Raw genomic sequence first — 14,308 nt, 5'->3', positions numbered from 1 at the left:
GAGGGGATATTTCGATGTGCCCTCGCTGGAGGGTATCGACTGGCGGCTGCCGCAACATACCTGGCGACCGCAGGCGGCGGGCTGATCGCCGGGATTTGAATCGGTGGCAGGATCTGCGGTTCGGACAGAGATCGCGTCTTGTGCTTCTCTGGTCGGCGATGGGCGCTGATGATTCTCTTCCCGACGATGTGACCACGCGGCAGGCGATGCTGCGCACCGAGCGAGCGGCCCGGTTGGCCGCGGAGGCGGAAGCCCAGGCGGGGACCTTGCTGATCGAGAAGCTCAAGCTCACGATCAAGAAGCTCCGGCACGAGCAGTTCGGACAGTCCTCCGAGCGAGGCGCATTGCTGGACCAGCTCGAGCTCCAGCTCGCCGACCTGGAGGAGACCGCAGCGCAAGCTGAGACCGCGGCGCAGATGACAGCCGAGAAGATTGCGGTGCCATCGTTCGAGCGCCGCAAGCCAGCCCGTCGGCCGCTGCCGGAGCATTTGCCGCGGGAGCGCATTGTTTATCCGGTGCCTGCCATCTGCCCATGCTGCGGCGACAGCCGATTGCGCAAGATTGGCGAGGACGTGACCGAGACGCTGGAGCTCGTTCCCCGCCAGTGGAAGGTGATCCAGCACGTGCGCGAGAAGCTCGTCTGCCGGGCCTGCGAAGCGATCACCCAGCCGCCGGCTCCCTCGCATCCGATTGCGCGCGGTCGTGCAGGGCCCAAGCTGCTGGCCCATGTCCTGTTCGCCAAGTACGGCCTGCACCTGCCGCTTCATCGTCAGAGCGACGTCTACCAGCGTGAAGGCATCGATCTCGACGTCTCGACGCTTGCGGACTGGGTCAGTGCCTCCGCGGCAACCCTGATGCCTCTGGTCGATGCGATCCGGAGCCACGTCTTCGCAGCCGAGCGCATCCACGCAGATGACACCACGGTGCCGGTCCTGGCCAAGGGCAAGACCCGGACCGGTCGGCTCTGGACCTACGTACGCGACGACCGTCCGTTTGCCGGCCCAGATCCGCCGGCGGCCGTGTTCTTCTACTCGCCCGATCGTGGCGGTGCGCATCCGGAGCAGCATCTCGCCGGCTATGCCGGACTGATGCAGGCCGACGCCTACGCCGGTTTTGGCAGGCTCTACGAGGCCAATCGTAAGGGCGGCCCGATCATCGAGGCCGCGTGCTGGGCGCACGGCAGACGCAAGTTCTTGGATCTGGCACGGCTCACCAAGGCGCCGATCGCGGCTGAGGCGGTCAAGCGCATCCGATATCCTGTTCGCCATCGAGCGTGAGATCAACGGTCTTGCTCCTGAGGAGCGCCTACGTGTGCGCCAGGAGCGTAGCCGCCACCTGATCGTCGAGTTGGAGGCGTGGTTGCGCGAACAGCGCGCCAAGCTCTCCAGGAACAACGACACGACCAAAGCGATCAATTACTGCCTCAGCCGCTGGGATGCATTTAGCCGCTTCCTCGATGACGGACGGCTTTGCATGTCGAACAATGCTGCCGAGCGCGAGCTACGGGCGGTCGCTGTGGGACGAAAAATTGGACCTTCGCCGGGTCCGACGAGGGCGGCCGGCGTGCGGCCGCCATCTACAGCCTCATCGCCACCGCCAAGCTCAACGACATCGATCCGCAGGCTTGGCTTGCCGACGTGCTGGCGCGCCTACCGGATCACCCTGCCAAGCGCATCCACGAACTCATGCCCTGGAATTGGCGACCTCAGAACGTCGCCCAGGCCGCATAAGCGCGGTCAGCCATCTGCTCAAGATGACCTAACCAGGGGCCGCCACCGGACGCGTACCAAGAAACCATCAGAAGAACGAAAACTTCTGTGCGCTCTCGCCAGCGGCCAGCAGGCCCCGATGAAGTCTATGCGTATGACGGTCCGGCAGCTCCGGCTTAGGCTTCGCTCGGAGACGGACATCGACGCAATCGCCTTGGAACTGAACCCCGTCCTTCGTGAACTGGATGCAGTACCACGGCAGATACTGGCAGTCAGAAATGCACAACCTGTATCGATACGTCGACGAATCCCTTAACCGCTGGGCGCGACGCAAATACAAAGTGCTGAAGAATGAAAAGGTCAGCGCCTCCACCTTGGCTCAGATGCATCCGCCGCCGTAGGGCGAAGCTGTTCGCTCGATGTTGAGTTCTGCTTCGTTACTTGTTGAGAGCCGTATGACTTGAGAGCGTCACGTACGGTTCTGCTCGTCGAGATCAATCAGGGTACAGCGACAGCCGGGATTCAACTACGTTGACACAACGCCACACGCCGTGCCGAACGAGCCTCTCTTTGGCGAAACGAACGGCGTAGCACTCGACGAGCCGCCCGTGCGTCCCGCTTGTCAGACCGTACGCCGGCTTCCGCCCAAGTACTGTTCAAGCTCCATCTTCCTGTTCTCCGCCGTTGACAGCTGAGGCACAGAGCGAACTATGCCGGACCGACCAAACGCCGGTCAGCCAGAATCTGGGGAAAACGACCCGGGTCGGCATAGTTCGGCGGGCGGCATAAACGGCAAAGATGAACGGCGTCGATCCACAGGTCTGGCTCCCCGATGTCCATCGGAGCCCATCCGGCTCAGGCTCAACGAACTCTTGCCATGGATTTGGACCCCTGCGTCTCCGATCTCTACCCGAGCGGCATGACCATCCACCTCAACAAGGCCCACCACGTCACCACCATTACCCAGTCGCGAAAGACCTCGGCGAAGATGAGGATTGGCTGCCTGACGTTGCCAAGAAATGGAGATCGAGGACCGCGTGATCTGGGTCTATGGCCTCGACGAAGACGGTGTCCAGGCGTTCACCGACCTTGGCATTGAAAGCCTGATCGAACTCGTCCGAATGTACAAAGAAGATCCGGGATTGCTTAAGCGCTGGCCGTCCGAATAATTCAACCAGCCTGCGGCCTACGCCGGAGGCCTATGGAAGATGGCTGCCAGCAACAGTTTCGATGTTCGAGTGAGAGCTCGAAATTCAGCTTGCTAGACACATGCAATCTATATCGCTATCAGAAGGCGACTTCATGAGACGAGATACGCTTTAGGGTATCCCTGCGGCGGCGGCCACCTTGTGCAATTCCGCGGCCTTTCTGAGGATGTGACCTTAAGTCTAGCCTTAAGGTCATGTAGCGAATGCAGGTCAAGGTCTTAGGTGCTGAACGTCGGCGCCGATGGAGTTACGACGAGAAGGTCCGCCTAGTTGAGGAGACCTTGCAACCTGGCGAGACGGTCTGCGGCGTCGCCCGCCGACATGGAATGGCTCAAAGCCTGCTGTTCACGTGGCGCCGACAGGCACGCCAGGGCTACCTAGGCGGCGAGACCGTTCCGGCGCTCGTTCCGGTGGAGATCACTTCTACGCCGGCTTCAGCATCGACATGCGCGCCGCAACCGTCGTGTTCGCCTCCTGCGCAGCGTGCAAGGGCTGGAATCATCGAGATCGAGCTTGGCGGCTGTCGGGTGCGGGTTGACCGTGACGTAGACAGCGAGGCGCTGCAGCGGGTTCTTGAGCTATTGAGGCGGCGATGATCCCGATCCCGAGCGGCGTCAGGGTCTGGATCGCCACGGGTCACACGGACATGCGCCGCGGCATGCAAAGCTTGGCTCTTACGGTTCAGGAGAGCTTGAAGCGCGATCCTCATGCCGGTGATCTCTACATCTTCCGGGGCCGCCGCGGCGATCTGGTCAAGATTTTATGGCATGACGGGCTAGCACTACTTTGGCAGAATCTGTTTGCGCCAGTGGTTTTCAAGGATTTGTCTTCGGCAGTATGGGCACCGTTGAGGCGGCGGCCGAAGGATGAGATCGACGATGGCGTGACGTACGGCGGGCATCGTTGGCTGGGGCGGCGGTCCGTTGATTCTTTTTCCGCCCCGCGTGTGCGAGGCGACGATGCTGTAGGAAGGCATAGGCAATCATTGTCATTAGGGCGTGGCGATGAAGGCCCTGCCATGATCGCCCCTCGAAGTGATCAAGTCCAAGCTCCTCCTTCAACTGCTGATGCGCCTGCTCACAAATCCATCGTGCCTTGATGGTGGCAGCCAGTGTGCGCAGATCTGTCGCCGCCGGGAGATTGGCAAGATAGTATTTCTTCTCCCCTGAGGCACGTTGCTCGCCAATGAGCCAGGCTTCGTCGCCCGGGAGATGCTGCTGACCCTTATCCCAGATCCGCTGAGGAGGGCCGTCGGCGGTGCGGACACGGAGAGCAGCAAATCGGGCTTTCAGCCGACCTTTCGTCCCGCTGCGCCAACTCACGGTTTTCCATTTGGCGCTGGCCAGCATTTGTTCTGCCGCAATCGATAAGATATCGGGCACGTGGTGCTTTCGTGGTTTCCCGCGGACCTTGGTAATCGGCCAAATGAGCTTCACATCGACCGGATACACTTTCAGGTGCCGAGGGATACCGACAGCCCAGGCCAGCCCGCGCTCTGTCAGCCCTTGTCGAAACGGTGCGCTAAGTCCGTATCCCGCATCCGCCAGCACACATCCAAAGCGCACGTTGGCTGCCATCGCGCGATCAATCTCGGCCAAAGCAATCTCCGGCTTGGACCGTGGCGTTCGATATTCGACTGGCACGCGAGCGCGCTTCAAACGAGACACGTCGCTTGTCCAACTGTCAGGCAGAAAGAGACGTAACGCGACCATCACTGGCACTTCGCCGCGCGCGAGCGTCAACGACACCAGTGTTTGGCAATTTGCCGTTTTGCCGAGAGCCGACGCATATTGAGCCGCAACACCAACCGACCGTTCACCTTTCTTCGGCAGTGCGGTGTCATCAATAACCAGCACCGCATCCCTGCCGCCGACCAGCCGGTCCGCCTGGCTGAGCAGCTCTGTCTCCAGCGGCGTCGCGTCCCAGACACCATCGGCGATGAAATGGTGCAGCTGATCGTAGTTGCCGGTTGCGAGGCGTTCTGCCATCGGCTGAACGCTCTTGCGATCGCCAGGACCGATCAATCCCGCAACGTAACGGGGACACATCTGCTGCCGAGACTTATGACCCAGCCGGTCCAAGAACGGCATCAGCCAGCGTTCGAGTTCGTCTTCCCATCCCGCCATGGTCAGCCCTCCAAGAGCCGACCACCCATGAATCATTGAAAAATTGATTCGGGAATCCTATAACGCACGGCAAAATCAACGATCCGCCAAAGTAGTGCTAGGCATGTCGCTCTATGCCAAGCGTCTTGACCGCGGCAAGTTCATCTGGCCCTCGGCATCGGGCGGTGCGGTGTCGATCTCGGCGGCGCAGATGGCCTATATGCTCGAGGGCATCGACTGGAGAAATCCACAACTAAGTTGGCGGCCGCAGAGCGCGGGCTGAGCGAAGAAATCTGCGAGCGTTTCCATTTTAGGGAGTCCCAACGCGTCCAATCTGTGATTCATTGCGTCGCATGGATGGTGGTCGCGACGGGATTCCGGATGAGGTCGCCGCCTTGAAAGAGGCGCTGGCGATCGAGCGCGCGAACGGCTTGGTGATCGCGGCCGAACTTGCGGTCGCCCGCGCCAAAGCGTCAGAAGACGAGGCGCTGATCGCCCAGCAGAAGCTGCAGATCGCCAAGCTAAGGCATCAGATCTACGGCCAACGGTCAGAGCGATCGTCCCGCCTGATGGATCAGTTAGCGCTGACGTTCGAAGAGCTGGAAAGTAACGCCACTGAAGACGAATTGGCAGCCGAACGTGCCGTGGCCAAGACGACGACGGTGCGCGGATTTACGCGCAAGCGCGCCGAGCGCCAGACCTTCCCCGAGCATCTTCCACGCGAACGGGTGGTGATCGATCCACCGACGGCTTGCGAGTGCTGCGGCAGCAAGCGCCTGCGCAAGCTCGGCGAGGACGTGACCCGGACGCTGGAATCCGTGCCGCGCCAGTGGAAAGTGATCGAGACGGTGCGGGAGAAGTTTAGCTGCCGCGACTGTGAGAAGATCAGCCAGGCTCCAGCGCCGTTCCATGCTGTCGCACGAGGCTGGGCCGGTCCGAGCCTGCTGGCCATGATCATGTTCGAGAAGTTCGGCCAGCATCAGCCGTTGAACCGCCAGGCCGAGCGCTACGCCCTGGAGGGCGTGCCGATCGCGCTCTCGACCATGGCCGACGCCGTGGGATCGGTCTGCACGGTACTGGATCCTCTGCTGCGCCTCATCGAAGCCCATGTCATGGCGGCCGAGCGTCTTCATGCCGATGATACGACGGTGCCGGTGCTGGCCAAGGGAAAGACCGACACGGGACGGTGCTGGATTTACGTCCGGGACGACCGACCCTTTGGTGGCGCGGGTCCGCGGCGGCCATGTTCTACTACTCACGCGACCGCAAGGGCGAGCATCCTCAGGCGCATTTGGCCCGTTATGCCGGCATCCTGCAGGCCGATGCCTTTGACGGGTACAACCAGCTCTATCTGGCTGGGCGCCAGCCCGGACCGATCCGGGAGGCTGCTTGCTGGGCGCATGCGCGACGTCCATTCTTCGCCATGGCCGACATCGAAGAGAATGCGCGGCGCAAGGCCGCTGGCAAAAAGGAAATCCCGATCTCGCCGATCGCGATCGAGGTCGTGCGCCGGATCGATGCGCTGTTCGAGATCGAGCGCTCGATCAATGGCAAGAGCACACAAGAGCGCCTGGAGGTTCGGCAGACGCTGAGCCGGCCCATTGTCGAGGATCTTCAAATCTACATGCGGGAGCAGCTTGCCAAGCTCTCTCGCGGGCACGACCTGGCGAAGGCGTTCACCTACGTCCTGAAGCGCTGGCCGAGCTTCACCTTCTTCCTCGAGGACGGGCGTATCTGTCTCTCCAACAACGCTGCCGAGAGAGGCCTAAGAGGCATAGCTCTTGGGCGAAAATCCTGGCTGTTCTGCGGCTCTGACCGCGGCGGACGGCGTGCCGCAGCCATGTATACCTTGATCATCTCCTGCAAGATGAACAGTGTCGACCCGCAGGCCTGGCTGGCGGACGTCCTCGCCCGCATCGCCTCCCATCCGGCTCATCGGCTGGACGAGCTGCTGCCCTGGAATTGGAAGCCAGCGACAGCAACGATCTCCGCTCGAGCGGCATGACCACGCACGTCAACAAGGTCCATCACGTCACCACCATCAGTCAGGTCGCCAAGGACCTCGGCGAAGACGAAGAATGGTTGCGGCCATCGAAATGGAAATCGAGGGCGGTGTGATCTGGGTCTATGGCGTCGGCGAAGACGGCATCCAGGCGTTCACCGACTTCGGAATCGAAAACCTGATCGAGCTCATCCGGATGTACAAAGAAAATCCGGAATGGCTCAAGCGCTGGCAATCAGAATAATCTAGTTGGCCAGCGGCCCACGCCGCATGCTTACGCTTTAGGTGCTGCATGTGCGGGAGCAGTATACCCCGGCTCACCACCGAATTTGTCCCACATCTCGGTTGCAATTAGCTGGGCAAGGCTCCGAACCAGCTGGGTGAGGAGCGCATCAATCCAATAGTGCTGGACGAGCTATCGCAACATCCGTCGAGCCGTCACTGCGGCCATTGCGGCGTACTCATACCGCCGCGCACCGGGATCGGGTCTGGATTGCCACGCCGGGCGGCGTGGCGGCGCATGTGGCCAAGCGAGATCCGATGAAAAGACCACTCGAACTCGGCGCGTCCATCCGCGCCGGACGTGCTGTTCCGTATCGGGGCCAACTCGCTTTGATCCAGCTCTCGTTGCGGAAAACCAGGCGCTGGAGATCCAGGCTGGCCTGCCATGACGGCCAGTGCGGCGGCGCGCCCACACGCAACGCCGTTGGCGTAAGCAACTACGAGGCTAAGAGCGAGTTTTGGGATCACCAGAAACAGAGACGAGAGCTTCACATACAGGTCCCTGCGATACACCGTCTATCAGAATCTCGGCAGTCAGGAGCCTTCGGCGCGGATCGAGCTGAGACGGCGCAGTCGCCGTAATGGTCATTTCACCTTCGTGCGTCGGCTCAAGCGTGACGCTTTCCGGCTCTCCATCTGATGTCCAACCAAATGCCGGTAGGATCCGGGCCGTGTAGACAGCTGCGCGTTCCAAGTTGTTGCGAACCTTGATCGTATATTTGACCGTGCTCTTCGGTCGGACTTCGGAAAGGTATGGCAGCATTCGTGCCCAGAATAGATCTATAAAATGGTTTGCAGGCTCACCTACTACATCGCGAAATGCTGCTTCCTTACGTTCGATGTAGTCCACGTACTCCGCGATCCTCGACTGATCCACGCGAATCAGCTCTCCGTGGCCAGGGCATACGAGATCAGGCATCGTCGCCTTTATCCCATTCGCGCAGTGTTGATGCATGTTCAACTGAAAGCTGTTGCGCATGACCGTAGACTGGACAAGGATTTCGCGTTCAATTCCTCTGGCGTGAGGATTGACGAGAAACAGATTGTCTCCTCCAAATACAATCCGCTTACCATCGATTTTGCCTAAGATGATCGCATGGAATTCGGTTTGGCCCGGAGCATAGTGAACTTCGAAGTCGAACCCTCTCCACTGAAATGCCTCGCCATCGCCTAGAATCCGTTGCACTTCGATCGGCTTGTCAAATAAGCAAGGCGTGCTTGCCCAGGCAGCGGGATCGGCGATAACCTCGGCTATTCGATCGAGAGCCCAGCATTGCGTGCCGAAATGCCGTTGCAGGAATGGTATTCCGCAGGTGTGATCGTCATGAATATGGGTGGGAAGCACAAGTTCGATCTCTCGCACTCCATAGCCCTCGCGCAGCTGATCGATATGGTGCTGAACGAATCGCAAAGCTTGCCGGCTCTCGTGATCGGAGGACGCATGGAGGTGCCCCATGGAGGGAAATCCGTAGTCGACCAGCATTGCGTGGCCGTTTCCGCTTAGAACGATGTAAAAATTAGAACATGTATAGGGCCCTGCCCACAGCAGATGCTCAGTAATTCTTTGCAACCTGCTCTCACGGATGGTGTCCAGATCCCTGAAGCCGCTGTTTCGGCCCGATGTAAAAAGCCTGCCAATGCTAGCGAGTGCCTCGAGGCGCGATTCGAGAGCTGTGATATCGGCGTTCACTTCACCGATTGGCGCTCCATGCGACGGAAAAGCAATCTCGACCTCTTCCTTTTTCAAGGCGAGAATCGACTGCATCGTAAATTCAATTCCAAGTAGATCGCCGTAATTGTACTCCATTGCGTGAAGCTGATAGAGTTTTCCGCCGCTCGTCATCAGATCGCCCGTAAAGGCAACTTTCTTGCCATCCACTTGTGCGATTAGGGCGACCATGCCGTATGTGTGGCCCTTTGCCGGCAGGACCCGAAAATCATACTCCTTCCACACAAAGGTCCTGTAATCTTCGAGAACAGCATCAACCTGAATATTTTCTCCCAACGAGAAAAACGTATTACTGTCGTTGTAGTTGTCATAGATGCGCCGCGCCTGCCAATAGGACTCGACGTTCTCAAACAGGTGCCGTTCGTATTCTGGCACGGCAATTTTCGCGCCGGTCTTCTGAAAGATAGGTGTTCCCCAGCACTGATCCCTGTGGTGATGGGTATGTAGAATCCAGTCGACCCGCTGGATACCGATAGCAGCAAGATGTTGCATGATAGCGCCGGACCCGGTATCGATGAGGAGGCATTCCGCGCCACTCTTCAGCACGTAAACGTTGCACGTGTCCTGAAATTGCCAAAGGTGTTCGGAGCGCTGTATCAAGGACATCTCATTTCCTTCTGAGTGACAATCATGCTTTCGCGCGACAGGCACTTGAACGCGCGAATCGCTTTGCCGCTGGTCTGTTTAGGCCGTAGAGCCCATCTCGTCCGGCGGCGGCGGCGCTCCGAGTGTCCGGGCAAAATGGGCGCCGGCCCATCTCGTAATGCGACTCGCTGTCAACTTGAGATGTGTACTCATGCGCAGGCAACAATGATGGTTCGCCTTCAGCAGGTTGAGATGAGGTTGGCCGCGTCATTATGCTTGCCGGCCCCCCGGCTCGTCTCCTGAAACAGGGTTGGACGACAGTAGACAGTAGCGATCTGCCGATGCCAATTAATGCAACGATCCCGTTACTATCGCCTAAATTGCGCGCTGGAGGGCCTCTTCAGACGAATTTCTGCACCGCCCCGCCGACAAGGTAGTCCGGCAAAACGAGGGATGGCGCTCGGAGAGCATTTTAAGGAGTGCATTAGCGCGGGGTTTTCACTTTCGACTCGCCAGTACGCCAAGAACTTGAACCGGCTATATCGCCGCCGTCCCGCAATTCTCGGTGGACAAGGCCTGAAACGTTGGCGCCAACGTCAGACTCGAACACGACCTGATGCCCGCGCCCATGCGGATCAGACTCTTCGATGATACCTCGACTGACGTCGTGACGCTCGATTTTGGGGCGATCAGCGGGCGAAACCAGGTTCGAGACCAAAAGTTCCTCCAACTCCTTTCCGGGATCGTATTGGCTGAGTAGAACAGTCTCGCCGTGCAAGTCGGTCCAGAAGATCGTCTCACGCGCTGAGCGGATGGTCATGCGGTAAGGCAACCATAACACACTCGCTCCATAGCGAGATGGGTTTGGTGTCCAGTAAGGCCAGGCTGCCCGTCACCAGTAAAATGTCCAGAACGCGATCGATGTGAGTTTTGGTCTTGTGCGACATAAGGTCTCTAACTGACTTACTGCACTTGTATGCCCCCGTCGTGCGCACCGTAGAATTTGGCGCAAGTCTGAGACCCGGTTCTGTTCGAGGCTGACCGCCCCTTCTTGTGGGGCACACCGAGGCACAGAGAGAGGGAAGGAATCATTGACGGAGGAACCAGTTAACACTCCACCCATGCGGTGATCCGCAATCCAACGCCGCCGGGTAAGGCGCAGTATTATCTCTCCCACGACGACAACCTGCCCGGCGTCGCCTTGCGCATGCGCGCTACCGACGCCGGACCCGAGTCTTCCTCTTCACCAAGCCGGGGGTGAGGCGGACCCAGCGCAAGACCCTCGGCCCGCGACCCAAATATAATGAGAAGGCCGCGTGCAAGGCCGCCACCATCGCCGCAGGCGAGGTTGTCAAGTGCTTGGACCCGAACAACGCGAAGAGCGGGGCGATACGCGACAAGCAGCCGAGAAGGAGGAGCACCACGGTCGCGCGGCTCATTGTTGAAGATGATCCTGGCTGTTCTCTAATTCCGGGCCTGCGGTCAAGACTCTCCAAAGACGTCCTTGCCGGGTTCATGGTTCTCTCCGCGGTAGGGGCATGCCCTCCGCATGATGGCGTAGGATGACGCTGGCGGATCAATGTGTGAAGCGGGCTTGCCTTTTGAGCATCGCAAAGCCAGGGGCGATCGCACCAACGCCAGCGTCCCGGCAGGGACCTTGGATTCCGCCGGTGGTCGGCGGGAATTCGCTGGTTTGCTATATTGTTTGCATGGCGGTCTCCTTTGACGACCATCTAAATTCGGTACCATCGATCCACATCCGATGCAGAATGACCGCGAGCTTTCGCGCGACCGCAACCTTGGCTTTGCGCAGCCCGCTTCGCTTTGCCAGCCGAATGCCCCAGGCTTTGAGCGCTGACCATTTTGCCACGCGTGTGAGCAGCACATTGGCTGCCTCGAAGAGATAACTTCGCAACATTTTGTCGCCGCACTTCGAGATTCGAGCCGTCCAGTCGATCTCGACGGAGGAGTATCGCCGGGTCGTTAGTCCGACATAGGCCCCGACGCTTCTTGACTTTTTGAAGCGCATAGGGTCGTCGATCGTTGCAAGAAAGCAAAGAGCCGTGACAGGTCCGATGCCAGGTGCCGTCATAAACTGTCGCACTTGAGCATTGCTGCGTGCGAGCTTCATAACCTTACGGTCGAGATCCGCAATCTGCTGCTCGATGGCAACTCGCGCGGTGAGTAGCGGCGTTACCGCCACGGCGAGTTCCGGCCGATCTTTGGTGAGCTCCGCAGCACGCAATGCGAACACGTTCATCTTTGCTTGGCCAATAACCAGCCCGAGGTTCTTTAGAAGCCCGCGGATTTCGTTCTCGAGATCCCGCTTGATCTTGACGAGCAGAGCCCGGCTGACCAACAGAGCCTTCACCGCATGACTGTCGAGGTCTTTGACGCGCACCTCTTTATACCATCCGCATTGCATGATGCGGGCGATGCCTGCGGCATCGTTGCGGTCGCTCTTGTTGACCTGCATTTTCAACACCGCCTTGGCGTGCCTGGCATCGATGCAGATGACGGGCAGCCCCAGCTTATTCAACTCGGTCCACAGCCATGTCGACGTTGCCCCTGTTTCGAGCCCGATCCGCGCGACATACGGCGCGTTTGACTGGATGAATGCCGCGATCACCTCCGGGTCGGAATCAACAACTCCCTCACGTTGAATCTTCCCCGCCCGATCAACGATGCAGATCGTTGTTAGCTTCAGCGAAACGTCCAGTCCAACATAATGCTCGATTGCAGTTCTCCTTCATTGCAGGCCCGAGGGGTGAGCCTCATCGATTGGCTTGGAGAGCTGATTCGCAGAGCCTCAGTATGGCTCTGACCGGAATTACCCCATGTGTGAAAACGCTGGGCTGCTGTTATGATTCTCCTGTGATTCTTTGGGGGAATCGATGAGGCGCTTCGTTGAAGAGGCGGATCGTGGGCAGCGGACGCTGCTGCCTGAATGCCTCGATGATTTCATTGACGAGAGCAATCCTGTTCGGGTGATCGACGAGTTTGTCGATGCGCTCGATCTGGCCGAAATGAGCTTCGGTGGAGTTACGCCGGCGGCGACTGGCCGGCCGTCGTATCACCCCTCGGTGCTCCTGAAGCTTTACATTTACGGCGATCTGAACCGGGTGCAGTCAAGCCGGCGGCTGGAACGAGAGGCCGGACGCAACATCGAGGTGATGTGGCTGCTGGGTCGGCTTGCTCCCGATCACAAGACGATCGCGGACTTCCGCAAGGACAACAGCCTGGGGCTGGGTAAGGTCTGTGCGCGCTTTGTCGAGCTCTGCCGCGAGATGGGTCTTCTCACGACGGCGAGCGTCGCCATCGATGGGAGCAAGTTCAAGGCCGTGAACAACCGGGACAGGAACTTCACGCGCGCGAAGGTGGAGCGGCGGCGTGCTCAGTTGGAGGAGAGCGTCGCGCGCTATCTGAGCCAACTTGACACGGCCGACCGACAGGAGCCGAGCGAGGCGCTGGCGGCGAAGGTGACGAGGCTTACCGAGAAGCTGACGAAGCTGAAGGGGGAGATGGGCAAGCTTGCTGCCTACGAGAAGCAGATGCTTGCGTCGCCGGATCAGCAAATCTCCCTGACTGATCCGGATAGCCGTTCGATGGCAACCAGTGGCCGCGGATCCGGCGTTGTCGGCTACAATGTCCAAGTCGCCGTCGATACCGACCATCACCTGATCATCGCGCATGAGGTGACGAACAGCGGCTCAGATCGGGCACAACTTGCCAATATGGCCAGGCAGGCGAAGGCTGTTCTGAAGACAGAGACGCTCGAGGCCGTTGCCGATCGCGGCTACTTCAGCAGCCCGGAGATCCTCGCCTGTCACGAGGCCGGCATCACGGTAACTCTGCCCAAGCCGATGACTTCGGGCGCCAAGTCGGACGGACGCTTCGGTAAGCAGGACTTTGTCTATTTGCCGGAGGAAGACGCCTATCGTTGTCCGGCCGGGGAGCGATTGCCGTATCGCTATACAAACGAAGAAGCCGACAAGATGCTGCGGCGCTACTGGACCAACGCCTGTAAGAATTGTTCGATCAAACCCCAGTGCACGCCCGGGTCAGAGCGGCGGATCACACGATGGGAGCACGAGCATCTGCTCGACGCCGTGCAGCAGCGGCTCGATGCGAACCCGCTCGCTATGCGCCTTCGTCGCGAGACTGTCGAGCATCCGTTCGGCACGATGAAGGCACGCATGGGAGCGACGCACTTCCTGACCAAAACTCTCCCAAAGCTAGCCGCCGAGTTGGCCCTCTCGGTTCTGGCCTATAATCTGACCCGAGCAATGAATATCCTCGGGATCAGGCCGCTGATCGCCGCGATCGCGGCATGAGGCCGGCCTGGTTTTGGCTTCAAGACTGACGGCCCTGCAAGGCCGTTTTTACACGACCAAGATCCTTACCAGACGTCCTTGGACGAACCTCAAGCAAGATGCGGAGGCTGCCCGATATTCTTCAACGAAAATGAACCCGAGCTTACTGCCACGAATCATTTCGCATCTCGTGCGACTTGAACAACAGTATCTCGACCCTCCAAGTCGCGCTCCCGACTTTCACCGAAAAACACCAGAGGCGCACCGCGGTCAAGGTGGAAGCCATTGACTACGTTGGGACTGACTTGTTGGATCAGAAGGCCGTCCAAACGTTAGAAAGCTCCGGGCGCCAAACTGCCGGCCGGGGCCGGCCAA

General features: G+C 59.4%; 10 protein-coding genes and 4 pseudogenes. 10 read left to right on the top strand and 4 right to left on the bottom strand.

Features of this window, described 5'->3' with window-relative positions; all coding sequences use genetic code 11:
• The first annotated feature begins 158 nt into the window (after window positions 1–158).
• The 6 genes and pseudogenes from tnpC (P6U23_RS28140) to tnpB (P6U23_RS28115) form a co-directional block, all read left to right on the top strand.
• Window positions 159–1,730 (top strand): annotated as a pseudogene (gene tnpC / locus P6U23_RS28140) (IS66 family transposase).
• A 224-nt stretch (window positions 1,731–1,954) separates the two neighbouring features.
• Window positions 1,955–2,110 carry a hypothetical protein gene (locus tag P6U23_RS28135; RefSeq protein ID WP_407181611.1) on the top strand — a complete coding sequence of 52 codons (156 nt, stop codon included), beginning with the start codon at window positions 1,955–1,957 and terminating at the stop codon, window positions 2,108–2,110.
• A 388-nt stretch (window positions 2,111–2,498) separates the two neighbouring features.
• Window positions 2,499–2,632: pseudogene (locus P6U23_RS28130) on the top strand (transposase domain-containing protein); the annotation flags it as partial.
• A gap of 96 nt (window positions 2,633–2,728) precedes the next feature.
• Window positions 2,729–2,878: a hypothetical protein gene (locus tag P6U23_RS28125; RefSeq protein WP_407175680.1), complete on the top strand. Its 150-nt coding sequence runs from the start codon at window positions 2,729–2,731 to the stop codon at window positions 2,876–2,878.
• A gap of 242 nt (window positions 2,879–3,120) precedes the next feature.
• A complete protein-coding gene (gene tnpA / locus P6U23_RS28120) occupies window positions 3,121–3,513 on the top strand; it encodes an IS66-like element accessory protein TnpA (protein WP_407175679.1) in 393 nt (130 codons plus the stop codon).
• Window positions 3,510–3,644 (top strand): annotated as a pseudogene (gene tnpB, locus P6U23_RS28115) (IS66 family insertion sequence element accessory protein TnpB); the annotation flags it as partial. The gene tnpA and the pseudogene tnpB (P6U23_RS28115), both read left to right, overlap by 4 nt.
• Window positions 3,645–3,732: 88 nt before the next feature.
• On the opposite strand, the gene P6U23_RS28110 reads toward tnpB (P6U23_RS28115), so the two are convergent.
• Window positions 3,733–5,079, bottom strand: a complete 1,347-nt coding sequence (locus P6U23_RS28110; RefSeq protein WP_407175678.1) for an IS701 family transposase — start codon at window positions 5,077–5,079, stop codon at window positions 3,733–3,735.
• A 67-nt stretch (window positions 5,080–5,146) separates the two neighbouring features.
• On the opposite strand from P6U23_RS28110, the gene tnpB (P6U23_RS28105) reads away from it, so the two are divergent.
• From tnpB (P6U23_RS28105) to P6U23_RS28095, 3 genes and pseudogenes are all read left to right on the top strand, one after another.
• Window positions 5,147–5,305: an IS66 family insertion sequence element accessory protein TnpB gene (gene tnpB / locus P6U23_RS28105; protein ID WP_407175015.1), complete on the top strand. Its 159-nt coding sequence runs from the start codon at window positions 5,147–5,149 to the stop codon at window positions 5,303–5,305.
• A 70-nt stretch (window positions 5,306–5,375) separates the two neighbouring features.
• Window positions 5,376–7,027 (top strand): IS66 family transposase gene (gene tnpC / locus P6U23_RS28100; RefSeq protein ID WP_407175677.1). Its coding sequence is split into 2 segments (ribosomal slippage): window positions 5,376–6,258 and window positions 6,258–7,027, totalling 1,653 coding nucleotides; the frame shifts between segments, so codons are not numbered across the junction.
• Window positions 7,024–7,268: pseudogene (locus P6U23_RS28095) on the top strand (hypothetical protein). Before tnpC (P6U23_RS28100) ends, P6U23_RS28095 begins: the two are co-directional and overlap by 4 nt.
• 483 nt (window positions 7,269–7,751) lie before the next feature.
• Here the strand turns inward: P6U23_RS28095 and P6U23_RS28090 are convergent.
• The 3 genes from P6U23_RS28090 to P6U23_RS28080 form a co-directional block, all read right to left on the bottom strand.
• Complete coding sequence (locus tag P6U23_RS28090) at window positions 7,752–9,641, bottom strand: MBL fold metallo-hydrolase (RefSeq protein WP_407175676.1); 1,890 nt, start codon at window positions 9,639–9,641, stop codon at window positions 7,752–7,754.
• A 463-nt stretch (window positions 9,642–10,104) separates the two neighbouring features.
• A complete protein-coding gene (locus tag P6U23_RS28085) occupies window positions 10,105–10,440 on the bottom strand; it encodes a hypothetical protein (RefSeq protein ID WP_407175675.1) in 336 nt (111 codons plus the stop codon).
• An 876-nt stretch (window positions 10,441–11,316) separates the two neighbouring features.
• On the bottom strand, window positions 11,317–12,306 hold the full coding sequence (locus P6U23_RS28080) for an IS110 family transposase (protein ID WP_407181610.1): 990 nt from the start codon (window positions 12,304–12,306) through the stop codon (window positions 11,317–11,319).
• 208 nt (window positions 12,307–12,514) lie between these two features.
• On the opposite strand from P6U23_RS28080, the gene P6U23_RS28075 reads away from it, so the two are divergent.
• Entirely contained in the window at window positions 12,515–13,954 is a 1,440-nt protein-coding gene (locus tag P6U23_RS28075; RefSeq protein ID WP_407175674.1) for an IS1182 family transposase, read from the top strand.
• The last annotated feature ends 354 nt before the right edge of the window (window positions 13,955–14,308 follow it).

It is taken from the genome of Bradyrhizobium sp. STM 3562 (assembly GCF_045571435.1).
GTDB lineage: Bacteria > Pseudomonadota > Alphaproteobacteria > Rhizobiales > Xanthobacteraceae > Bradyrhizobium.
Note: the sequence above shows the minus strand (reverse complement) of the source record. Positions and strands in the feature narration are given on the sequence as shown.